Source organism: Alcaligenes sp. RM2 (genome assembly GCF_052931795.1).
Genome location: NZ_JBRFIO010000001.1, coordinates 558,059 through 582,228, shown reverse-complemented (window position 1 = coordinate 582,228; position 24,170 = coordinate 558,059). Strand labels below are relative to the sequence as shown.

19 protein-coding genes are annotated in these 24,170 nt (G+C 56.0%); 4 read left to right on the top strand and 15 right to left on the bottom strand.

Annotated elements, in window-relative coordinates; translation table 11 throughout:
* Positions 1-78 precede the first annotated feature (78 nt).
* Both bla and ACU6HM_RS02650 read right to left on the bottom strand, forming a co-directional pair.
* The gene (gene bla, locus ACU6HM_RS02655; RefSeq protein ID WP_009455933.1) at positions 79-954 is read right to left on the bottom strand and encodes a class A beta-lactamase; all 876 of its coding nucleotides are present in this window, start codon (positions 952-954) and stop codon (positions 79-81) included.
* A 94-nt stretch (positions 955-1,048) separates the two neighbouring features.
* On the bottom strand, positions 1,049-4,636 hold the full coding sequence (locus tag ACU6HM_RS02650; RefSeq protein WP_446763312.1) for a YhdP family protein: 3,588 nt from the start codon (positions 4,634-4,636) through the stop codon (positions 1,049-1,051).
* A 118-nt stretch (positions 4,637-4,754) separates the two neighbouring features.
* On the opposite strand from ACU6HM_RS02650, the gene glnE reads away from it, so the two are divergent.
* Together glnE and ACU6HM_RS02640 are read left to right on the top strand one after the other, a co-directional pair.
* On the top strand, positions 4,755-7,511 hold the full coding sequence (glnE, locus tag ACU6HM_RS02645) for a bifunctional [glutamate--ammonia ligase]-adenylyl-L-tyrosine phosphorylase/[glutamate--ammonia-ligase] adenylyltransferase (RefSeq protein WP_446763311.1): 2,757 nt from the start codon (positions 4,755-4,757) through the stop codon (positions 7,509-7,511).
* 102 nt (positions 7,512-7,613) lie between these two features.
* A complete protein-coding gene (locus tag ACU6HM_RS02640; protein ID WP_009455936.1) occupies positions 7,614-8,312 on the top strand; it encodes an epoxyqueuosine reductase QueH in 699 nt (232 codons plus the stop codon).
* Between the two features lie 321 nt (positions 8,313-8,633).
* On the opposite strand, the gene clpB is transcribed toward ACU6HM_RS02640, so the two are convergent.
* A complete protein-coding gene (gene clpB / locus ACU6HM_RS02635) occupies positions 8,634-11,225 on the bottom strand; it encodes an ATP-dependent chaperone ClpB (protein ID WP_446763310.1) in 2,592 nt (863 codons plus the stop codon).
* A gap of 324 nt (positions 11,226-11,549) precedes the next feature.
* Here clpB and ACU6HM_RS02630 point away from each other — a divergent pair, with 324 nt between their 5' ends.
* On the top strand, positions 11,550-12,278 hold the full coding sequence (locus ACU6HM_RS02630) for a helix-turn-helix domain-containing protein (protein WP_009455938.1): 729 nt from the start codon (positions 11,550-11,552) through the stop codon (positions 12,276-12,278).
* A 161-nt stretch (positions 12,279-12,439) separates the two neighbouring features.
* On the opposite strand, the gene ACU6HM_RS02625 is transcribed toward ACU6HM_RS02630, so the two are convergent.
* The 10 genes from ACU6HM_RS02625 to aceA form a co-directional block, all read right to left on the bottom strand.
* Positions 12,440-12,694 (bottom strand): hypothetical protein, encoded by a 255-nt coding sequence (locus tag ACU6HM_RS02625; protein ID WP_022983138.1) that lies wholly within the window; start codon positions 12,692-12,694, stop codon positions 12,440-12,442.
* A gap of 66 nt (positions 12,695-12,760) precedes the next feature.
* Positions 12,761-12,964 carry a FixH family protein gene (locus ACU6HM_RS02620; RefSeq protein ID WP_009455940.1) on the bottom strand — a complete coding sequence of 68 codons (204 nt, stop codon included), beginning with the start codon at positions 12,962-12,964 and terminating at the stop codon, positions 12,761-12,763.
* 18 nt (positions 12,965-12,982) lie between these two features.
* Positions 12,983-14,482 (bottom strand): cytochrome c oxidase accessory protein CcoG, encoded by a 1,500-nt coding sequence (ccoG, locus tag ACU6HM_RS02615; protein WP_026482942.1) that lies wholly within the window; start codon positions 14,480-14,482, stop codon positions 12,983-12,985.
* A gap of 37 nt (positions 14,483-14,519) precedes the next feature.
* Positions 14,520-15,437 (bottom strand): cytochrome-c oxidase, cbb3-type subunit III, encoded by a 918-nt coding sequence (gene ccoP / locus ACU6HM_RS02610; RefSeq protein WP_009455944.1) that lies wholly within the window; start codon positions 15,435-15,437, stop codon positions 14,520-14,522.
* Positions 15,434-15,607, bottom strand: a complete 174-nt coding sequence (locus ACU6HM_RS02605; protein WP_009455945.1) for a CcoQ/FixQ family Cbb3-type cytochrome c oxidase assembly chaperone — start codon at positions 15,605-15,607, stop codon at positions 15,434-15,436. Before ACU6HM_RS02605 ends, ccoP begins: the two co-directional genes overlap by 4 nt.
* Entirely contained in the window at positions 15,608-16,267 is a 660-nt protein-coding gene (gene ccoO / locus ACU6HM_RS02600) for a cytochrome-c oxidase, cbb3-type subunit II (RefSeq protein WP_336971515.1), read from the bottom strand.
* A gap of 10 nt (positions 16,268-16,277) precedes the next feature.
* Entirely contained in the window at positions 16,278-17,765 is a 1,488-nt protein-coding gene (gene ccoN / locus ACU6HM_RS02595; RefSeq protein ID WP_021446465.1) for a cytochrome-c oxidase, cbb3-type subunit I, read from the bottom strand.
* 186 nt (positions 17,766-17,951) lie between these two features.
* Positions 17,952-18,137, bottom strand: coding sequence for a cbb3-type cytochrome oxidase assembly protein CcoS (gene ccoS, locus ACU6HM_RS02590; protein WP_009455947.1), 186 nt, complete (start codon positions 18,135-18,137; stop codon positions 17,952-17,954).
* 1 nt (position 18,138) lies between these two features.
* Positions 18,139-19,107 (bottom strand): hypothetical protein, encoded by a 969-nt coding sequence (locus tag ACU6HM_RS02585; RefSeq protein ID WP_446763557.1) that lies wholly within the window; start codon positions 19,105-19,107, stop codon positions 18,139-18,141.
* A 585-nt stretch (positions 19,108-19,692) separates the two neighbouring features.
* Positions 19,693-21,000 (bottom strand): isocitrate lyase, encoded by a 1,308-nt coding sequence (gene aceA, locus ACU6HM_RS02580; RefSeq protein WP_009455950.1) that lies wholly within the window; start codon positions 20,998-21,000, stop codon positions 19,693-19,695.
* 308 nt (positions 21,001-21,308) lie between these two features.
* On the opposite strand from aceA, the gene queF reads away from it, so the two are divergent.
* Positions 21,309-22,136, top strand: coding sequence for an NADPH-dependent 7-cyano-7-deazaguanine reductase QueF (gene queF, locus ACU6HM_RS02575; RefSeq protein WP_446763309.1), 828 nt, complete (start codon positions 21,309-21,311; stop codon positions 22,134-22,136).
* Between the two features lie 180 nt (positions 22,137-22,316).
* Here the strand turns inward: queF and ACU6HM_RS02570 are convergent, their stop codons facing one another.
* Positions 22,317-23,567, bottom strand: a complete 1,251-nt coding sequence (locus ACU6HM_RS02570) for an MFS transporter (RefSeq protein WP_031231865.1) — start codon at positions 23,565-23,567, stop codon at positions 22,317-22,319.
* Between the two features lie 5 nt (positions 23,568-23,572).
* Entirely contained in the window at positions 23,573-24,145 is a 573-nt protein-coding gene (gene pgsA / locus ACU6HM_RS02565; protein ID WP_009455960.1) for a CDP-diacylglycerol--glycerol-3-phosphate 3-phosphatidyltransferase, read from the bottom strand.
* Between the last annotated feature and the right edge of the window lie 25 nt (positions 24,146-24,170).

The window sequence follows — 24,170 nt, the reverse complement described above, 5'->3', positions numbered from 1 at the left end:
TTATGCTGCAAATCCCAAGCTTCAATACAGGCATCCAAGCACACTTTCTTAACGTGCCCCTCGCCTTCCCCACACCAGCTACGGCGAAGCTTTTTGATCCACAGCCGCTGCAATTGCCTTGCCAATCGTTGCGATGGCCGCATTGCGCTCTTCCATGGAGGCCTTTGTTTCCGTGATGTAGACGGCAGCCACCAGCGGCGCACGCTCAGGGGGCCACATCACCGCCACAACACCGCGAGTGCCGTAAGCCGCTGCCCCAGTCCGGTCTGCCACGGTCCAGCTCTCAGGAACACCGGCCCGCAGCAAAGGCCCACCCACTTCGTTATGCGTCATCCAGTCAATCAGCCGATCTCGGTCTGGGGCTTTCAGCGCATCGCCCAGCACCAGACTCTGCAAGGTATGCACCATGGCTTGCGGGCTAGTGGTGTCACGCGGGTCACCTGGCCTGGCCTCATTCAAGCTGGGTTCGTTGCGATCCAGGCGTGTCACCATGTCGCCTACACTGCGTAGAAAGGACGTGATCGCTTCGGGCCCGCCCAGCATCTCCAGAACCCCATTGGCCGCAGTATTGTCGCTGTTGCGCATCGTGATCGCACACAATTGCGACGCTGGCACATACTGCCCTATCAGGTTTTCTGTCGTCGGTGCGTAAGATTGAATGGCCTCTTCCTTGACCAGCCAGGCGGTCTTCATGGCACCCGGCCCTCGGGCCAACAACGCCGCGCAGATCAAGGCCTTGCTGGTACTGGCCATAGGGAAGCGTTCATCGGCACGGTATTGCCACAACTGCCCATCTGTCGTATCCAGTACAGCCAGTCCGACACGGGCCTGCAAGGATTGTTCGACCGCTTGTGCGGCCTGAGCCACAGGATGCGTTTGCGCTCCAAGCGCATGGAAAGGCAGGCTCGCCACGAGCAAGGTCGCTGCCAGTTGTTTCAGTCTCTGTGCGCTCATCGGCCTATCCTTTGCATAAGGGTTAAAACACGGAAAAGCCTGGCTGCGACCCTGACAACAAGCGAGGCGAATCGTTTGGGTGAGGCGCTTGCCATCAAGGCTCGATCCGAGGCTGTTTCTCTTGTTTCGCGCTACCAACAGCAGGGACCGCCAACTCTTTGAGCTGGGGATCATCCATCTTGCCTGTTACCGCATACGTGACAGACAGGTGACTGCTCATCGGAATCTGCATCAGCCACTGTGTCAGCAAGGCCCCAACTCCCACCATCGGGTTGACAGTAAAGTACGCTGCAATCGCCGCACCGCTCATATCCAGATTCGGGTCTACCACCGCAATCAAATCCAGCGTCTCATCCCGGATATCAATCCAGCCTTTCAGGCTGATCGCCCCTGCCGGCCCCTTGATCTGATAATTATCCAGCTCCAGCTTGCCCTGCGACAGATTCATGCGCCCGGTCAGGCTATCGAACGCAAAGCCTTGTTTCACCGCCCCAAACAAATCCAGATCCAGACGGCTCAAGCGCGAGATGGACTGCAAGCTAAGCAGCTCCAGCAGTTTGGCCGAGCGCGACTTCAGGCTGATAAAGCGCCCTTTGCGCAAATCCACATTGAACTGGCCACGGATGTTGCGCTTGTCAAAAGACCAGGGGAAGTCGCTCCAGAACAAGGCCGCCTGTACCGTGCCGTCACCATCCTTGATGGACTCGGTCAGCAAGCCACTGACATCCACAAACTGTCCCAAATTGCTTACCCGGCTGTTTGCCACCAACTCCAGGCCACGCTGCGACCCACTCAATGCCAAAGAGCCGTAACCATTCAGCTGCATACCCTGGGCATTCAGAGAAATGTTTTCCAACGTCCACTTTTGTCCCTTTCCAGCGGGCTTGCCCTTGGCTTCCAGCTTGCCAAAGCGAACACCCTGAATCTGCAAATCATCCACCTTGAACGAGATCGCGGGCAAACGCAGGTCGTCATTCATGGGCAAGTCGGCGTCGGGCCAAGCCCAATCAGGCCTGCCACTGTCAATGTACAGATGGGAGAAGTTGGCATTGAACATGCCGGTGTAGCGGCCATCTTGATGCTGCGCCTGCAAACGCCCTTCGGCCTGCTTGGCCTTCATGCTTAGAAACAGTCTGCCAGCGGCATCTTCCGTGCTTTCCATTTCCAGCTGGTCCAGCAGTTGCCCTCTGAAAAACGCCTGATCCGCTTTCAGACGCACCCGCTCCAGCAAAGGCAGCAAGGGGCGGGCCGAAGGGGGCAAAGGACTGCCATCCAGATTCTGGCCAAACTCCCCCACCACCATTTCCCAGGCATCCAGGTCCATACGGTCATAGCGACTATGTAATTCAAAACCGCGTTGGGGCCAGTTCACCAATCCCGGTGTTCCCATGCTGCCACTTTGAAAGTAGCTGCCATCACGGGAACCTTGAGCATGCAGCAGGTTCAGCAAAAAGCTCTGTCTGTCCTCCAGGCTGATTTGCAGCCGATCCATCTTGGCGGCGGAATCGCTACTCCAATCCGCCTTCAGTTTGGCCGCACGCTCGGCAGGCTTGTGGAAAGGTTCAGGCAAATTCAGTGCCAAACCTGTCAGGTTCGACTCGGCCCCAAACGAAAAAGATCCCTTGGCGTCCAGCTTCATCAACACGCTATAAGGTGTCTGACCCTGCAAACGCTGCAAGCCCTTCAATTCCAGGTATTGCTCCAGACCTTTGGCTGTCAGCACACCATTCAGGCGTAAACCGGGTTTGCCGGGCTCCAGCACACCACTGATCCGGGTATCACCGCCCAGCATCTTGCCCGTCAAGGTTTGGGCACTGACGCCTTTTTCACTAAAGGTCAGCTCGCCTTTCAACGCTGTAAACGAAGGGGCTTCAGGCATGTACTGAAACTCGCCATTGTTCATCTGGATTTGGCCCTGTACCTGGGCATCATCAGCATTATCCAAAGGAATCTGCAACTTGACCGGTACGGTCCAATCCCCTTTGACACGGCTGTCGGCCAGCAAGCCATCTAGCAAGGCATTCAAGGGGGATTGATGCACCAGGGCCAGATAACTGGTCGCCGGTGCCTGGGACAGACCTTCCAGCTTCAGAAAGCTGTTTTGCTCCAAGGAGGTAATGTGAGTCTGAATATCGCGCAGCACGATATCCTGCTGCTTGGCAATCGGCATGCGCGCCTGCTGAGCCACAATATCCAGATTGTCGTTATGCATGCGTATGCTGCCCTGCACGCCTTCCAGACGCGGCCAGGCCAACCGCTTGGGACGGGCGGGCTGGTAATCCACAATTCCCTGATCCAAAGCCCCCGCCACTTCAAAGCTGCCATCCTCCGGACTCAAGCCATACGGGAAGGTATCCAGGCCGCCTTGCAGACGGATTGTCCCGTCTCGTACCGCCCCCTGCACCAGTCCGGCCTGCATCCATTCACGCGCCAGAGGATTGACCGTCAAAGGCAGGTAATTCACCAAAGCCGCCAGATTCAGGTGCTTGAACTGCCCCTGCCAGTCAGCCACACCGGCCTCGAACGTGGCATCCTCGCGCCAGCTACCTGTTAACTGTGCATCCAGATCAGGATTACGCAAAGCCAGATTCATTTTGCTGACGCTCAGTCTGGCCTGCTCATCCCGGTGGACGGTGCCTTGAGCATTGAGCTGATCCACAGCCAAATACTGGGCAAACAAATCCGGCACACGCAGACCAAAACTGTTCATCGACAAGGCCCACTGCACATCGCCACTTTGCTTGCCTTGGGCCAGCGCCTGCATATCATTCAGCCCCCCCGCCAGTTCCAGATTGGCTTGCTGCAGTTGCAGGCGATCATCGCTATCGGTAAGCACGGCCACATCACGCAACTGGGCGGCAAGCTGCATCTGTACGGTCTGGGCCGCTTTAGGCTGAGTGGCTTGAGCGCGCACATCGACCCAGCCCTTGTCCAGGGCCACAGGCACATCCAGCCACGGGCGCAGCGCAGGAGCATCCACCCCTTTAGCCTGAACCGTCAGTTCCCAGGGCAGGTCCATCACATCCACACTCTCGGGCAGACGACGCTTGCCCTGCACACGCAAGGCCAAAGCCAGGGACTCGCCCAAATTGGCGGGCAAGGCTGTCGCCAGATTGACCTCGTGCCAGCCCTGCCTGTAACCGATCTGCAATTCAATCGACGGCAGACTCAAGACAGGCGCGCCACGCAGATCATCCTGCCATTGCAAGGACGTACCTTGAATGCGAATGCCGCGCTGCTCCAGCAACCAGCGAACCGGTCCTTGCCAGGCTTCGGGTTCGGACGGGGCATTGTCATCATTCAGATCCAGCACCTGCCCCATTACCAGAATCTGACCCTGGGGGTCGCGCCGCACCGGGATCGTCAAACCTTGCACATCCAGCTGGCGCAATTGCAGCGAGCCGCTGAACAAGGACTTCCAGCTGATATCGGCTTGCAGTTTGGGCAGCTGCAACATGGGCTCCTGCCCAGGTTCTGCCAGCGACAGGTTTGTCACGGAAAGATGGGGATTCCAGCCCTTCCAGTCGCCTTTTAATTCTTGGATCTGGACTTGCAGGCCGGTTTGCTCACTGATTTTCTGCACCAGATAGGGACGCAGATTATCCAGTTGCGGCACGAGCAAGTAACGTAGCCCGACAAGGCCTAGCATCAGCGCAAAATAGAGCACTAGCGCCAGTCGCACAAGCCCTCGAACTACCATGCAATCAATTCCCGAGTATAGTTAGATGCGGTCATTTCCGGCCTAGTCAGACAAGTCATTTCACTTGTCGTTCCCCCTTATCCGAAAAGCCTCTTATCGTATGAGCCAGTCCATTATATTGAAGCCCGTGATGCAATGGTCCGGCCCCTTGCGTCGAAAAGTAAACGCTCAGCCACAATTTGGAGCGTGGCTGGAAGAGCAAGCCCAACACCCTGTCACCCCCGCATTGATTACGCAATGGTATAGGACTTTGCTGCCCGAGCCCGATAATGATCGTCTGGCACAAGTGCGCCAGGCCTTGCGCCAACTGCGCGAACGGGTCTTTCTGGTGCTGATGATCCGCGATATCAATGGCTTGGCTCCACTGGAAGAAGTCATGCAGGCCATGAGCAGCCTGGCTGATCTGGCCGTGGCACAAGCCTATGAAACCGTGGCCCGGCAACTGGCTGACGTACACGGTATTCCTAAAAACTCGGAAACCGGCCTGCCCCAAGAGATGATTATTTTGGGTATGGGCAAGCTGGGCGGGGGAGAATTAAACGTTTCCTCGGACATTGACCTGATCATGCTCTACGACGAGGACGGCGAAACCGATGGTCGCCGCCCCCTGAGCTATCACGAGTTTTACGGCAAAGTAACCCAGCGCATGATGCCCGTGTTGTCCGATACGGATGCCTTCGGCCAGGTGTTTCGCACCGACTTGCGTCTGCGTCCGGACGGTGATTCGGGGCCGCTGGCCTGGAGCATGCAGGCCCTGGAAAACTATCTGGTCAATCAAGGCCGGGAGTGGGAACGCTATGCCTGGATCAAGGCGCGCCCCATCAAGGCCCAGGCCTTTGAAGGCAGCCGTAGCGCTGGCGATATACATCACTTCGAAGCGCTGCGTACCCCTTTTGTGTACCGCAAATATTTTGACTTTGATGCCCTGTCCGCCCTGCGCGGCCTGCGCGAGCGCATCCGTCAGGACTGGACACGCCGCGCCCTGAACCGCAATGGCGTGGAGACCTGGCACAACATCAAGCTGGGGGATGGCGGGATTCGAGAAATTGAATTTGTAGTCCAGCTCAATCAACTGATACGTGGTGGACGACAGCCTTCCCTGCAAACAACCAGCCTGCACAAGGCTCTGCGCGGTCAATGCGCAGCCGGTCTGCTGGACCAGGAGGTCTGCGACAAGCTACTGGCCGCCTATACCTTCTTGCGACGTGTCGAACACCGTCTGCAGTATCGCGAAGACGAACAAACCCATTTGCTGCCCCAGGACGAGGAGCTGCGCACCGAGCTGGCCGCCACCTTGGGCCTGAGCCTGGCCGATTTCGACGAGCAGCTAGGCCAGCACAGAAAGTTTGTGTCGCATACCTTCCGCAATGCCTTCCGTCTAGCGGGTATGGGGGAAGAAGCCAGTGCCGAGCCTCCTGTAGCGGCAGCCCCCACCCTCGAAGTCAACAGCGCCGAGCAAGATCAGGCTTTGCGGGAACGCATCGAACAATTGCGTCAGGCACTTTTGAACAGCCATCGCCTGCGCAGCCTGCCCAATGCCAGCCTGGATCGCGTACAACGCTTGATCCCCTTGGCTGAGGACTACGCCTACCGCTCCGAAAACCCGGAAATGACAGCGACACGGCTCTTCAACCTGATCGAGCTGATCGCCCAACGCAGTGCTTATCTGGCTTTGCTGGCTGAATACCCCGATACGCTGGCCCGCGTCGCCCGTATTGTCTCAGCCAGCCCTTGGGCCGCCCAGTATCTGGCTCAATACCCGCTCCTGCTGGACAGCCTGATCGAATGGCATTCGCTAATGGAAATTCCGGACTTTGCGGCCCTGTCCGAGCAAATGTGCCGCGACCTGGACGCCTGCCGTCTGCCCGATGGCCAGGCCGATGTCGAACAGCAAATGAACATGATGCGCGACTGGCAGCACCAGATCACCTTCCAATTACTGGCTCAGGACCTGGAAGGCGTGCTGACGGTGGAGGCCTTGGCCGACCAGCTCTCGGCCCTGGCCGACATGATGCTGGCCGAGACGCTGGAGCGTACCTGGCCTCTGACGCGCCCCCGCAGCCTGGGCCCTGAACACGACACCCCGCCCCGCTTTGCCGTCATCGCCTACGGCAAGCTGGGCGGCAAGGAAATTGGCTACGCCTCGGACCTGGATCTGGTGTTTCTCTATGACGACCCCAGCCAGGACAATGTGGAGCGCTACATCAAACTGGCTCGCCGCATGACCAGTTGGTTGTCGGCCATGACCTCCTCCGGTCGTCTCTACGATATTGACCTGCGTTTGCGCCCGGATGGCGATGCCGGTTTACTGGCCGTCAGTGTGGATGCCTTCGAGCAGTATCAAACCCGTAGCGCCTGGTCCTGGGAGCATCAAGCCATTACCCGTGCCCGTTTTGTGACCGGGGATGCCCAGATCAAGGAACGCTTCGATGAAATCCGCCGCTCCATCTTGTTGATGGAACGTGACCGTCGCAAACTGCGCGCAGACATTCTGGACATGCGAGACAAGATCAGTGCCGGGCACCCCAACCGCAGCGAGCTGTTTGATTTGAAGCACGACCGTGGCGGCATGGTGGATGTGGAGTTCATCACCCAATATCTGGTGCTGTGCCATAGCCGAGAGCATCCCAAGCTGCTGGAGAACCTGGGCAACATCGCCTTGCTGGGCATTGCCGCGCAAGCGGGCCTGATTGCGGTTGACCATGCTCAGGAAGTTGCCGATGCCTACCGTGCCCTGCGCCGTCGTCAGCACGCATTACGTCTGGAAGGGGCGGAAAAAGCCCGTGTCCCGCAGACCGAACTAACTCAGGAACGGCAGGCCGTGACGCGACTATGGGACGAGGTCCTGGGGTACTAAGGCAACAGATTGATTTCACTAAACTTTGCCAAGAATCTACAATAGTCGCATTGATTTATTGTGCGACCGACTCGGGACGCCTTTTTTCTCGGATTCAGATTCATGTCCACTCAGCTCAATCGTCCAGTTTTAACCATGCCGGAAAAGCGCGAGAAATTGCTGCTGCACTCCTGCTGCGCCCCCTGTTCGGGCGAGGTGATGGAGGCCTTGCACGCCTCGGGGATTGAATACACCGTTTTCTTCTACAACCCCAATATCCATCCGGTGCGCGAATATGAACTGCGCAAGCAGGAAAACATCCGCTTTGCCGAACAGCACGGTATCGAATTTATTGATGCCGACTACGACGTGGATAACTGGTTTGAACGCGTACGCGGCCTGGAACACGCCCCCGAGCGCGGCGAGCGTTGTACGGTCTGCTTTGACATGCGCTTTGAGCGCACAGCCCTCTACGCCCATGAAAATGGCTACGACATCATCTCCAGCGTCCTGGGTATTTCGCGCTGGAAAGACATGAACCAGATCAACGACTGCGGCGAGCGCGCCGCAGCCCGTTATCCGGAGATGAAATACTGGACCTACAACTGGCGCAAAGGTGGCGGCTCGCAACGCATGCTGGAGATCAGCAAGCGCGAGAACTTCTATCAGCAGGAATATTGCGGCTGCGTGTACTCGCTGCGCGACACCAACCGCCACCGCCGCTCGCAAGGCCGCCCTCGTGTCGAGATCGGTGTGAAGTTCTACGGCAAGGATGAGCTGGACCTGACTCCGCCCCCAGCACCGGCGCAAAAGAACGCATAAGCGAGGCCTGAACGGTCGTCCTGGCGGACTTAGCACACCTGGCTGAAACAGCCTCTGCTTGACAGTTGTCCCTTATACGAACAGTGCATCGATAAGCCCCACCAGGATTCTGAATAGCTTTGTCTTTGCCAAAACCCAAGTGGGTGGCACAGATCACAGGTAAAGCAACCCAAGCTTGAAACAATCCGTCGAGCCAAAGAAAAAGCGCCTTGGTTGCCCAAGGCGCTTTTTTTACTGCCGTTTCAACTAAGGCTTACTGCATGCGCTGGTCCGCTCTACTGCTCAACGCTCACCAGCACAGCAGTAATCAGAGCCTGCTCATTACTGGATACTGCGGGTGAACGTAAACTCGCCGTCCTTCCAGTCCACAGGCACCACATCTTTAGGACCAAAGCGACCTTCCAGAATCAGACGTGCCACCGGGTTCTCAATGTGCTGCTGGATAGCACGTTTCAACGGACGTGCACCAAACACAGGATCAAACCCGGCCTTGGCCAACTGCGCCAAAGCAGCCTCGCTGACTTCCAGATGCATGTCACGTTGAGCCAGACGCTGATCCAGACGCTCAAGCTGGATACGAGCAATGGACTCGATGTGTTCTGCTTCCAGACCGTGGAATACCACCACTTCGTCGATACGGTTCAGGAACTCGGGGCGGAAATGCTGTTTCACTTCTTCCCACACCACTTCCTTGATCACATCGTAAGGCTCGCCCGACAAACGCTGAATATGCTGCGAACCCAGGTTCGAGGTCATGATGATCACCGTATTGCGGAAGTCCACCGTACGGCCCTGACCATCGGTCAAACGGCCATCGTCCAGCACCTGCAAGAGCACGTTAAAGACGTCGGGGTGTGCTTTCTCGACCTCATCCAGCAAAATCACCGAATAAGGTTTGCGACGCACGGCCTCGGTCAGGTAACCGCCCTCTTCATAGCCCACGTAGCCGGGAGGCGCCCCGATCAAACGAGCCACCGAGTGTTTCTCCATGAATTCGCTCATGTCGATACGAATCATGTGATCCTCGGAATCAAAGAGGAAGTTGGCCAATGCCTTGGTCAGTTCGGTCTTACCCACACCGGTTGGCCCCAGGAACAGGAAGGAACCATAAGGGCGGGAAGGATCAGACAGACCGGCACGCGAGCGACGGATGGCATCCGACACCAAACGTACGGCTTCACCTTGGCCGACCACACGCTTGTGCAAGTAGTCTTCCATCTGCAAGAGTTTTTCACGCTCGCCCTGCATCATCTTGGACACAGGAATACCGGTTGCGCGCGAAACCACTTCCGCGATTTCCTCGGCACCAACCTGTGTACGCAACAAGCGAGGCTTGTCCTGATCAGCCTTGTCCATATTGGCTTCAGCCGCTTTCAGGCGCTCTTCCAGTTCGGGCAGCTTGCCGTATTGAAGCTCGGCCAACTTGTCGAACTGGCCCTTGCGTTGCAGCTCGGCCATTTCGGCACGCACTTTCTCGATTTCCTCTTTAACGACTTGCGAGCCCTGAACTGCCGCTTTTTCGGCTTTCCAGATCTCTTCGTAGTCGTTGTACTCACGCTGCAGCTTCTCCATCTCGTCATTGATGGCCTGCAAACGGCGCTGAGAGGCTTCGTCCGTGTCCTTGATGACGGCTTCACGCTCAATCTTCAACTGAATGATGCGGCGATCCAGCTTGTCCATGACCTCGGGCTTGGAGTCGATCTCCATGCGGATACGGGCCGCGGCCTCGTCGATCAGGTCAATGGCCTTATCGGGCAGGAAACGGTCCGTAATGTAACGCTGCGATAGCTCGGCCGCAGCCACAATGGCCGGGTCGGTAATCGCCACACCGTGGTGCAGCTCGTAGCGCTCCTGCAAACCACGGAGAATCGCAATGGTGGACTCCATGTCCGGTTCGTTAACCAGCACTTTCTGGAAACGACGCTCCAGAGCCGCGTCTTTCTCGATGTACTGGCGATACTCGTTCAGCGTAGTAGCACCGATACAGTGCAGCTCGCCGCGCGACAAGGCGGGTTTGAGCATATTGCCGGCATCCATGGCACCTTCGGCCTTACCGGCGCCCACCATGGTGTGCAACTCGTCAATAAAGACAATGGTTTTGCCATCGTCCTTGGACAGCTCTTTCAAGACGGCTTTCAGACGCTCTTCAAATTCGCCACGGTACTTGGCACCTGCCAGCAAGGCAGCCAGGTCCAGCACCAGAACGCGCTTGCCCTTCAGGGTTTCGGGCACTTCGTTGTTCACGATACGCTGCGCCAAGCCTTCCACAATGGCGGTCTTACCTACACCAGGCTCACCAATCAACACGGGGTTGTTCTTGGTGCGACGCTGCAGAATCTGGATAGTGCGACGAATTTCGTCGTCACGGCCAATCACCGGGTCCAGCTTGCCCAGACGGGCACGCTCGGTCAGGTCAGTGGTGTACTTGTCCAGCGCCTCACGGTTGCTATCACCTTCGGCATCACTCACATTGGCACCACCGCGTACGGCCTCGATGGCCGCTTCCAAGGCACGGCGCTGCAAGCCGGCATCGCGCAAGGCACGACCGGTTTCGCCTTTGTCGTCAGCCAGGGCCAGCAGGAACAACTCGCTGGCGATATAGGTATCACCGCGCTGGGCGGCTTCCTTGTCGGTTTTGGCCAAAGCGGCTTGCAGAGCCGAGCTGAGCTGCTGCTGACCTTCCGCCCCTTGTACCTTGGGCAGATTGGAGATCAGGCGGTTAAGCTCGTTTTCCAGACGGGGAATGGCGACGCCCGCACGAGCCAGCAAGCTGCCAGTGCCGGAATCGGCATCGGCCAGCAAGGCGACCAGTACGTGGGCGGGTTCCAGATAGGGGTTGTCTTCGCGAACAGCCAGGCTCTGCGCATCGGCTAGAGCCTGTTGAAACTTCGTTGTCAATTTATCGATTCGCATAGAATTTTCACTTGAGAAAATATGCGATAAGCTAAAGCAAACAGTTACTAAATACTGCTCGCTCAGATCTCGCAACAAATAACAGGATGAATTGAAGATAAGGCCAAAAACCAAGTATTCAAGTGTTTGGATCGCTTTTAAACAACAACCTGGCAAGAGCAGTCTGACCGCGCTGTACCCGGCATGGGCAGCCGCTTCCCGCATGGCGCAGCTCTTAAGAACTAAACATATTAAGGATTAGCGGGAATACCAACCAATAAAAAGCTACAATTACACTTGATTTGACTCAAAGATTTAGCGTTTCGCCATCTGACATTATTCCTTATGCAAAAACGTATCTCGGTTACCGCTGACTCCATACGCTGCTCCAGCTGTATGCTCAATGAGGTATGTCTACCTCTTGGGATGCCTAAGCATGAAATGGAGCGGTTGGACGAATTAGTCAAGGAGCGCATCCGCATCCCCAAGGGCGGCGTGCTGTTTCGACTGGCCGACTCAGTCGAAGGAATCTATGGTCTGCGCTCTGGCTCGATCAAGATGCAGCTGGAAGATTCCACCGGCCACATCCAGATTACGGGCTTTTTATTACCAGGAGAAATCCTTGGCATGGATAGCCTGGTTGAAAACCGCCATGTCTCCCATGCCATCGCCCTGGAAGACAGCGAAGTCTGTGTGATCCGCCTTGATGATCTGGACCGCCTGTCGGCCCAACTGCCTATCTTGCAACAACAATTCCGTCGCTTGATGAGCAAGGAAATCAACCGCGCCCATCAACTGATGATGACCTTGGCCGGACTGCGTTCCGAGCAGCGCCTGGCCGCCTTCTTGCTGAACCTGTCCCAGCGCCTGTCGCTGCTTGGCTACTCCCCTTACGAATTCATTCTGCGCATGAGCCGCGAAGAAATCGGCAACTTCCTGGGCCTGACACTGGAAACGGTCAGCCGCCTGTTCTCGCGTTTTGCGCGCGAAGGTCTGCTGAAAATTTCTCAGCGTGAAGTCCACTTGCTGGATCTGGCCGCCCTGCGCACTCTGGCAGGCACGGAGTGCGATTAAAGCCACTGGCTGGCTCCTTGCCTTTACCTGGTATTGCCTAGGGCTTACGCAAGGCTCTGAACGTCTCTAGGGCCTGCTGCATCACTCCCCAGCGCCAAGCGCGTACAAAAAAAGCACATGCAAATTGCATGTGCTTTTTTGTCGTTTGGCGCTTGTCGAAATCAGTCCAGACTATCTGCCGGTTCAGCCAGTACCGCTGGCGAACCAGAGGACATATACAGGCTAAGCGTACAAGCCACCGCAGCGGCCACCCAGAACAGAAAAAACGCCACCGTGTAAAAGGTCAGTCGATCTACTTGCATATGTCCAAGCACAACGATGTCCAACGGGTCTACCAAAGCAAACACAATTGCACTCAGTACCCCAGCGACCAGGAATGAAGGCCACAGTATCCACATCAACGATCGGATGGTCATTCGTACCCCCTTCTTGAACGGAAACATACTTCTCTCAACCCTAGCGTAACGGTGTATCAACTACTTTTAGCGCTGCTCGCGGGCAGGCTCGCCTTTGGTGACGACCAGACCTTGCTTGACGCCGCCGTCCGTCACTCCCTGATTACTGAAGTTCTGGAACGCCAGCACAATGGTAATGACGCAGCCCACGATAGCCAGAGCCGGGCCGGCCATCAACAACCAGGGCCACGGTTCACGCCACCAGGGTCCACTGTCCTTTGATTCGTCCATGTTTTGCTCTTTATAAAGTTACTGAGGAATATAGAAACTACTGCGTTCATTCACGTAGGTCTTGCGGCCGCCTTCATGCTCGCCGACTGCCTGAATGGAAATATCATACAGGCCTGGCTTGGCACTACTAATTGGGACTTGCACCACGACAGGCAACAATCTATTGCCTGCAGGGGCCACATGAATGTGATCCTGGCCGTTCTCGGTCAAGTGAATGCGTGCACCTTCCAGACCTGTTACGGACAACTGCAACTCCATCGCCTCTTCCGAGGTATTGATGACTTGCAGACGGAACACGTTTTCGATCATGCCGCCAGGCACTTCACGGCCCAGAGCACCACGGTCACGAATCACGTCCACACGCATCGGGGTACGGGTTGCCAGGGTGTAGACGAAGGCACCGCAAATGACGGCCAGAATCAGGATATAAGACAGCACGCGCGGGCGCAGCATGCGACGCCGCACCTGCGATTGCGTCATGCGCTCTTTAATGGCGCGCTCCGAGGTGTAGCGGATCAGGCCCTTCTCATAGCCCATCTTGTCCATGACCTGGTCACAGACGTCCACACAGGCGCCACAGCCAATACACATGTATTGCAGGCCATCACGAATATCAATACCGGTCGGACAGACCTGAACACAGAGGCTGCAGTCCACACAGTCACCCATACCGGCTTCTTTATGGTCAATCTTGCGAGATCGACCACCGCGGGTTTCACCACGCACAAAGTCGTAGGTCACCACAAAGGTATCGCTGTCCACCATGGCACTTTGGAAACGTGCGTAGGGGCACATGTACTTACAGACGGCTTCGCGCATGAAACCGGCGTTACCCCAGGTGGCAAAGGCGTAGAACAAGAGCCAGAACCACTGCCAAGGGCCCAGAGACAGGGCGATCAGCTCGCCACCCAGTTCGCGGATAGGAGCAAAGTAGCCGATAAAGGTAAAGCCGGTCCACAAAGCAATCACAATCCACAGGAAGTGCTTGGTCGCTTTGAGACGCAATTTACGGGCGTTCCAGGCTTGCTCATCCAAGCGGATACGCGCCAGACGGTCCCCTTCCACCTTGCGCTCGACCCACATGAAGATCTCGGTGTAGACCGTCTGCGGACAGGCATAGCCACAGAACAAGCGTCCGGCCATGGCGGTGAAAAGGAATAAGGAGAAGGCAGATATCAGGAGCAGCACCGTCAGGTAAATAACGTCCTGGGGCCACAAAATCATGCCAAAGATGTAGAACTTGCGTTCCAGCAGGTCAAACAGCACGGCCTGACGGCCATGCCATTCCAACCAGGGCAGACCATAGAAAATGATCTGCGTGAAATACACCATCCAGATCCGCCAGCGGGCGAATACGCCCTTGACGGATCGTGGATAGATTTTGCTGCGTACATCGACCAGCGCCTTCTCGACTTGCGGAGAGGTTCCACCCGCTCCCTTGGTGTTACGTGGAGGTTGCCACTTGGGCACAGTTCCCTGCGCGTTATCAGCGCTGGGTTGGGAAGAATCACTACTCATTGCAAGTCCTGAAGGCGTCAGATCAATTTAAAACACATTAGTTAGCCTGGGCAGGCTCGGCATTGTTCGACAAGCCCCAGACCCAACCCGCCAGCAAACGAATCTGCTCAGGAGTCAAAGTGGCTTTCTGAGCCGGCATCTGGTTGGTACGGCCCTGCAAGACGGTCTGAACGATGGTGGCTTCGGAGCTGCCATACAACCAGTAATCGTCCGTCAGATCAGGAGCGCCCAACAAGGTGTTGCCCTTGGCATCCGCACCGTGACAGGCAAAACATGCGCTGTCATAGACACGCTTACCAGCCACCAGACGCAGAGGATCTGCAGCCAGGCCGGACAAGGAACGCACATACTGAGCCACGTCGGAGGCTTGAGCGGGGGTGAATTGCGCTTGTGGCGGCATCATCCCGGTACGACCTTCGGTAATGGTGTGCAGAATCTGCTCGGGCTCGCCACCCCACAACCAGGCTTTATTGGCCAGGTTAGGGAAGCTGGGAGAACCCTGCGCATCAGAGCCGTGACACTGGGCGCAGTTGTTCAGAAACAGGCGCTGACCAATTTCGCGGGCTTCCTGATCGCGAGCGATCTCTTCAATAGGCATTTCGCGGTAACGGGCGTACACAGGCTCCAGGCGAGCATTGATCTCGGCCTGTTGCTGCTTGACCTGCTGGCCGGAACTAAACCCCAATGTGCCCTTGAAACTGCCCAGGCCGGGATACAGCACCAGGTAACCCAAGGCAAACACACACAAACCGATGTACATCACGGTCCACCAGCGAGGCACCGGCGTGTTCAGCTCGGTCAGGTCACCATCCCAGACGTGGCCGGTTTCTTCCACATCGACCGTCTTGCCCAGAAATGCACGCTGAGTAAATAACAGCCACAAACAAAATATGATGCCTAACAAGGCGATGCCGGAAATCCAGAGGCTCCAGCCATTATTAAAAAAGTCACTCATTCGGAACCCCCAGGGTTTTTATCGTTGCATCCCTCGTCGGGCAAGGCGAAAGGCAGAAGCGCGGCTTCTTCGTTGGCCTGGCGGCGTCCCCGAGAGAACGCCCACCAGCAAATGCCAAGGAAGGTCGCCATCGCCAAAGCAGTCATAACACCGTTGATGATGGCTAGCATTTAGTGGCTCCCCTGCTCCACAGCCCTAGCAGCTGCGTCGCGACTGGCTACGCCCAGGCCCTGCAAGTAAGCAACCACCGCATCTTCTTCGGTCTTGCCTACCAGCTCCTGAGGAGCAGCATCAATTTGTTCCTGCGTGTAGGGGACACCCAACGTACGCAATACCTTCATGCGATCCTGAATGTTTTCACCTTCGACCGAGTTTTTCTGCAGCCATGGGTAGGCGGGCATATTGGACTCTTTCACCACGTTACGTGGGTTGCGCAGGTGAATGCGGTGCCATTCGTCGCTGTAGCGCTGACCAACACGGGCCAGGTCAGGACCAGTACGCTTGGAACCCCACAGGAAGGGGTAGTCATAGACAGACTCCCCAGCCAGCGAGTAAGGACCATAACGCTGCACTTCGGACTGCAGCATACGAATCTGCTGCGAGTGACAGCCCACACAACCCTCACGGATGTAGATGTCACGTCCCATCAGTCGCAAAGGCTCGTATGGCTCGATACCTTCAGTGGGCTGGGTCGTCGAGTGTTGAAAGAACAAAGGTACGATCTGTACCAGGCCAGCGAAGGAAATCACCAAGATACTCAGGATGATCAGCAGCCCGGTATTTTTCTCGATCGTGGCGTGCGAAAAGCGCTTATTAGTGTCATTAGCCATGATTTACTCCTTAGGCCAGCACAGGGGTTGGACCCACCAGGGCTGGATCGCGGGCGTCTGGGTTCTTGAGGGGCACAACAGGGTTGATGCCTTTCTCGCCTGCACGGATGGTCAGGAACACGTTCCAGGACATCAGCAAGATGCCGGCCACAAAGAAGGCGCCGCCCAAAGCACGGATTGCGTAAAAGGGGTAAGTAGCTTTCACGACTTCCACAAAGCTGTACGTCAAGGTGCCATCAACACCGGTAGCACGCCACATCAAACCTTGCATCACACCGGCAATCCACATCGCGGCGATATACAGCACCACACCCAGGGTAGCCAGCCAGAAGTGCAGGTCGATCAGACGAGGACGAGCCATTTCAGTACGGCCGTACAGACGGGGAATCAGGTAGTACAGAGAACCGAAGGTAATCATGGCAACCCAGCCCAACGCGCCGGAATGCACGTGACCAATGGTCCAGTCGGTGTAGTGCGACAGCGCGTTCACCGTACGGATAGCCATCATGGAGCCTTCAAAGGTGGACATACCGTAGAAGGACAGAGCCACAACCATGAACTTCAGGATCGCGTCAGTACGCAGCTTGTGCCAGGCACCCGACAAAGTCATGATGCCGTTGATCATGCCGCCCCAGGAGGGAGCCAGCAGAATCAGGGAGAAAGTCATGCCCAGGGACTGAGTCCAGTCTGGCAAGGAGGTGTACAGCAAGTGGTGAGGACCTGCCCACATGTACGTAAAGCCCAGAGCCCAGAAGTGAACGATGGACAAACGGTAGGAGTAGATGGGGCGGTTGGCCTGTTTGGGGATGAAGTAGTACATCATGCCCAGGAAGGACGTGGTCAGGAAAAAGCCCACGGCGTTATGGCCGTACCACCACTGCACCATGGCGTCCTGCACACCGGCGTAGGCCGAGTAGGACTTCATGAAGCTGACTGGCAGTTCCAGGTTATTGAAAATGTGCAGTACAGCGATGGTAACGATGTAGGAGCCAAAGAACCAGTTGGCCACATAAATGTGACGCACACGGCGCTTGACGATCGTGCCAAAGAACACAATGGCGTAAGCCACCCAGACCAGCGTGATCAGGATGTCAATCGGCCATTCCAGTTCGGCGTACTCTTTGGAGCTGGTGTAACCCATAGGCAGGGTAATGACCGCGGCCACCAGCACGGCTTGCCAGCCCCAGAAGGTGAAGGCTGCCAGCTTGTCGCAGAACAAACGGGCCTGACAGGTACGCTGCACGACATAGTAGGATGTCGCGAACAAGCCGGTGCCACCAAAGGCAAAAATCACAGCGTTCGTATGCAGTGGACGCAGACGTCCAAAACTAAGCCACGGTGTGTCGAAATTGAGTTCTGGCCAAATCAACTGCAAGGCAATAAAAAGGCCTATTGCCATGCCGATGACGCCCCAAAATACGGTCATGATGGCGAACTGCCTCACAATCCCGTAATTGAAGACTTCGGCGTTATTTCCGACTGCATCGGAAGTGCCCATTTGCTTCCCCTAAACAAACATTGTTAATACAAGCGACAACAAGCTACATCATCCAGCAAGTCGGTAATCTGCTACTTGATGCTTATCAAAAAACTTCGGAAAGCACGCGCTCGCGCGTGTTTCCGCCCCGCAGACTGTGTGTCGCCGACCATTTGCAGGGCTAAAAAACAAAAAAATTGGAAGGTATCAGGAATCGGGTGGACGCTCTGCTCCCGACAAACCCGCTGTGGAGTCGTCGTCCAGCAAGATGGAATCAGCCGCATTGCCCGTATCTTCAAACTGGCCAGCAAAAATGGCCCACCAGAAAGAGACACCGATAACAATGACCAGGAAAATGGAGATGGGGATCAGGACCAGCAAAGAGCCAAACATATCAGCCCTGCCTTGCTGCTGGACCGGTCCACTGAGCCGGCACCTCGCGGGTGCGGCTGCGATAGATGCGCCAGGAGTTGGCCGCCACGGCCAAAGAGGACACCAGCATGCTGACGGCGGCCAGCCAGGGAGCCACAATGCCCAAGGCCGCCAAAGGAGTCATGAGCAAGTGCCAGACAATCGAACCGTACAGGTTTTGACGGGCGATGCGGCCGGTTTGCTGGGTCAGTTGTACAACTTCAAATTCATTCTTGGCAGGTCGGGCCAGCAAACCGGCATGCGCCGAAGCGACGGCCGAAGGCACCGACATGGACATGGCACAGGGACAGCTCATGACCAGCATGGCAACCACAACGGGAACGACATGCGAAGGGTCCATCCAGTACCAGACCAGACCAAATGCGGCGGCCAATACCAGCTGAATGCTGACAAACCAGAATGCCAGAGTATTGGCATGACCTGTCACAGACTGGCGAAAGCGTTCGATCAGGTCATGGGATGCGGACTGCGTCACCGACTGGCGCGCGCAAAGCTCCAGATAACGGGCAGTCAGCAAAAAGGCCACGAACATCGTGACCGAGTCGTAGTACACCTCACCCTGCTGGATCCAGGTGTTGTACACGCTAGGCAGGAAGGCACCCACAATACCCAAGGCCACCGGCACATCCATGCCTACACGACCTTCGGACAAGCTTTTGATAGCCCCTTTTAGAATGGGCCAGGCACAGTACAGCACGACAGGCATGGTCAAGCACAGGCCCGCCCAGTTCATGAGCACAATGACTTGCGAGAGAGATTCAATGTCTTCAGCGCGAGTGCTGAAAGAGCGCATATAGCCAGGGAAAGCAAACATCATCACCTGCATGGCAGCCAGCCAAGACAGGCCCAAACGGGCTAATGTATGTCGCCGACGCGACCGCTGCTCATCGGTGAGGGGCTTTGGAAGAGAAAAAATCGAATATGCGCGCATGGAAGGACTATAAGCCACTGATATTTCTTCATTCTTGATTTAAATCAATACGACTTTGCTTCGATCCTATATCGTTGTCCTTATGCATCTTGTTCAGGCCGTTACCCCCCCAACGCGGCGCTAACTGTTCAATGCTTTCAAGGCTGCTTATTGGCAGCCTTTTTTTTATTCCCATCCGCAACACAGGGCAAGGATTTCGCACTGCTTGTGCGTCTCTTGCGCGGCCAAAGTCTACCACGCCTTTTCCCTATGAGAATGCCTTGATTATCAAGACTTTTCATGACGAAATAATGTAGCTCTGTGAATGCAAATCAATCCACGCAAACGTGCACCTTGAATTGAAGAACAGGCAGGTCTGACCACCCGCTTTGCAAGCCTTTCCGGGCTTGTTTCCGCTCCCTCTTTCCATACTTTCAAACTCTGTTCAAAACAGCTTCCACCAAATATCAAGCCTTCAAATTTGATATTTGAAATATGTAGCTTTTAAGCAAAAAAGTGTGCCAATAAAAAAGCAGCCCACCGACTGGAGCGTACGGTGGGCTGCCTGCAACCAGAGAAGGGGCTATCTACCCTTCCCTGTCCTGCTTATGCCTCGGAGGGCGCAAACTGCTCGGCTTCTGTGGAGCCGGCCAGTGCGGTCGTCGAGGACTTACCGGCTTCAACTGTCTGAGTGACAGCATCAAAGTAGCCTGTACCCACTTCGCGCTGGTGTTTCACAGCGGTAAAGCCCAGGGGTGCAGCGGCGAACTCTTTTTCCTGCAGTTGAACGAAGGCGCTCATCTGGTTGCGGGCGTAGCCATGGGCCAGCTCGAACATGCCGTAGTTCAGTGCGTGGAAACCAGCCAGAGTGATGAACTGGAACTTGTAGCCCATGGCACCCAGCTCGCGCTGGAACTTGGCAATCGTGGCGTCGTCCAGGTTCTTCTTCCAGTTGAACGATGGCGAGCAGTTGTAGGACAGCAGCTTGCCAGGGAACTGACGGTGGATGGCTTCCGCGAAGCGGCGGGCGTACTCCAGATCCGGTGTGGAGGTTTCGCACCAGACCAGATCGGCATAAGGAGCGTAGGCCAGACCACGGGCAATGGCTTGATCCAGACCGGCACGGGTGCGGTAGAAGCCTTCCACCGTACGCTCATCCAGAATGAAGGGGCGATCGTACTCGTCCACATCGCTGGTGATCAGGTCCGCTGCATCCGCATCCGTACGGGCAACCAGAATGGTGGGAACGTCCAGAACGTCAGCAGCCAGACGAGCAGCCACCAGCTTGGAGATGGCCTCACGAGTTGGCACCAGCACTTTGCCACCCAAGTGACCACACTTCTTGGCCGAAGCCAGCTGGTCCTCGAAGTGAACGCCAGCAGCGCCAGCCACAATCATGGCCTTCATCAATTCAAATGCGTTCAGCACGCCACCGAAACCGGCTTCCGCGTCGGCCACGATAGGAGCGAAGTAATCCACGTAGCCTTCGTCACCCGGGTTCACCCCTTCCATCCACTGGATCTGATCACAACGGGCCAGGGAGTTGTTGATGCGACGCACCACGGATGGCACCGAGTTGACGGGGTACAGCGACTGGTCAGGGTACATTTCGCCAGCGCTGTTAGCGTCGCCAGCCACTTGCCAACCCGACAGGTAAATCGCTTTCAAACCGGCCTTGACCTGTTGCATGGCCTGGTTACCCGTCAGAGCGCCCAGTGCGTTCACAAAGGGTTCCTGATTGATGGATTGCCACAGACGCTCAGCACCACGGCGAGCCAGGGTGTGCTCCTCAACCAGAGAACCACGCAAACGAATCACTTCCTCAGCGGTGTAACCACGCTTGATACCTTGCCAGCGTGGGTCTTCTGCCCAGCGTTTTTGCAAATTGCGGATCTCAGTTTCTCGAGCATTCATGGTGAACTCCTAAGATGGATTTAACAGTGAACAAGATGACTACAGTCTACCCAAATGCTGCACCGCATCCATGTTTTCTATCTTATATAAGAGTAAATATTTTTCTTTTAAAAATCATATAGATATATAATTAATTCCGAGATATGAAATTACTTACCTGTTTGTGAAATGAAAAACTGTGCGGCGCGCAAGCCGTTTTTTGCATACTGAGACAAGGATTTCACAATGTGGGATAATCGCCTTTATACCGCCCGGTGAGCGCCTGCTCGCTGCACCGGTTTCCCGTTTTATTTCTGCAGCACCCGTCAATGAGCAACAACTCCCCTCTTAAAGACTCGCCTCTTGGGCACGATGTGGTTTATCCCACACAGTACGACCCCAGTGTCCTGTTTGGTATTGAGCGCTCCCTGAACCGCCAGGCGCTTCAGCTTCCCGAGCAATGGCATGGCGCCGATATCTGGAACGGTTACGAGATCTCCTGGCTCAATCCCAAAGGCAAGCCTGTCGTCGCACTGGCGCGCTTTGTTATTCCCTGGAATAGCCCACGCATCATCGAGTCCAAATCCTTCAAGCTTTATCTGAACTCGTTCAATGATGAAGTGGTGGAAGATGCGGCCAGCCTTGTGCAACGCATGGAGCAAGACTTGAGCGCGGTTGCCGGTGCCGCTGTCAATGTGACGCTGATTCCGCTCAAGGCCTTGAACGGCCAGCCTATCCGTCAGCTCGAAGGCCATTGCATTGATGAGCTGGACATCAGCATTCAGGACTACACGCCACAAAGCGGCTTGCTGCAATGCCTGCCAGATGCCCCCATCGTGACCGAATCCCTGGTTTCTGATTTGCTCAAGTCCAATTGCCCCGTTACCGGCCAGCCCGACTGGGGTAGTGTGCAAGTACGCTATACCGGCCCGCAGATTGATCCGGCTTCCTTGTTGCGCTATATCGTCTCACTGCGCTGGCATACCGAGTTCCACGAACATTGTGTAGAACGCCTCTACAGCGATATCCAGCAAAGCTGCCAGCCCGAGCGTTTGCTGGTGTACGCGCGTTATACCCGCCGCGGTGGCCTGGACATCAATCCCTGGCGCAGCAGCCACGCGGATAGCGTGGACGAACCTCGCCTGGCGCGTCAGTGATCTCTATATAAAGCCAGCTAGAGATGTTTGAACCAGGAGGGCCAATACGCCTTTCTGGATTCAAGGTGCCAAGCTCCGCAGCAAGACGCAGCCAGGGCAAGAAAAAACCCCAAAAACTTGACAGGTTTTTGGGGTTCTCTTTTAGGGCTTTCCAAGTAGCCATGAATAGCTTCAAGCCAATCAGGATTTGGCCGCACGGCTTACGGTAGAAGCCACATACACCGCTAGGCCAGCCGCAGTCCAATACCCGATGGCTGCGCCGTACCAGGGAGCCTGGGTCAAACCCACGTCCAGCAGCAAACCAAAGCCCACTGGTGCCAGGGAAGAACCTACGTCCATGCCCGAGTACACCAGACCATACACTGCGCCGGTAGACCCTTTGGGAGTGACACGACGTATCAGCATGTCCCGCGATGGCGAGGCAATACCCGAGCAAAAGCCAGCCGCGCCCACCACGAACAAGGCCAACGAAGGCATGACCCAACCTGCCCCCAGTACCAGCAACAAAGCGCCCGATACGCAAAGGGACACAAACACAATCAATTCAGAACGTGGTGTCGTGGAAGCAATAAAGCCACCCACAAACATGCCCGCTGCCGAGGCCAGCATGAAACCGGACAAAGCCGTACCCGCCGTCACCTTATCAATGCCATAGGTGTTATGCAGCATAGGAATGGTGTAGTTCTGCACCACGGCCATCGCTGCCGTAGCAAAGGCAAAGAACAGGAAGGCACCCCACAGGGAAGGACGGGACAGCAAAGTAGATAGCGTCGTCCAAACCGATTCTTTGCTCTGTGGACGTGCAGGCGCTGTTCCCGAGGCTGTACGTCCCGCCAAGGCATCCCGGTTGATCAGGACTAGCACCAGAATAGCCGCAATCAGGGCTGCCGCCGACAGCACGGCAACACGCCAGTTAAAGTAAATAGTCAGCGTGGTGATAAAGACCGGCGTCAGGGCCCAGCCCAGATTCCCAGTCAAACCGTGTGCGCTAAAAGCGTGGCCCAAACGAGCCGGGCTGACACGATGATTCAGGATGGAGTAATCCACCGGGTGGAACACGGCATTGCCCACGCCACCGATCAAGGCAGCCGCCAACAGCATTCCATAGCCATTGGCCGTCCCGATCAGCAAGGCCGCCACCACAAAACAGGACAGACCCACTTTCAGGACCGGCAAGGCGCCGATGCGGTCAACCAGAAAACCGGAAGAGGCCTGCCCAAAACAGGACACCAGATAAAAGGTGGTCACCAGACCACCCAAGGTCAGGAAGTCGTAACCGAACTCTTGGCCCAGGGAAATATACAGTGTGGGCAGAATCAGCTGAAAGAAGTGCGAACTGGCGTGGGCGATACCAATAACGCCAATAACCCGCCAGTCCTGTGAACCGTCAGGCCCCGCCCCATCCAGCGTCGTTGTTGATGAATTAGCCATTTAACTTAAAGCTGCTTTTTCTTGATTTCCGGCCAGGCCTTCTGCAAGTAATAGCACATGGACCAGACCGTCAGGACTGCAGCGACAATAATCAGGGCTTGCCCAATGATCCGTGTCGGCAGGCCCATGACAGGCGACCAGTACAGCAGACAAGGAATGGCAACCATTTGCGCCGCAGTCTTGAATTTACCCAAGCGGTGAACAGCCACACTACCACTGGCACCAATCTTGGCCATCCATTCCCGCAATGCCGAAATGGTGATTTCGCGGCCAATAATAATCAGGGCGATAAAGGCGTCCACACGGCCCAGATCCAGCAAGACCAGCAAAGCGGCACTGACCATGAGTTTGTCCGCAACCGGGTCCAGGAAGGCCCCGAATGAGGACGTCTGGTTCCAGCGGCGAGCCAGCCAGCCGTCAAACCAGTCCGTTGCGGCGGCCACGATAAACACCGAAGCGGCCCACAGATCGCGTGTTTCCATGCTCAGCCAATTCGCTGGCAGATAAAACAGGGCGACGATCAAGGGGATCAGAACGATGCGAAGCCACGTCAGGGCTATGGGCAGATTAAAAGGCATAGCTTGGATACCAACCTAATTTAAA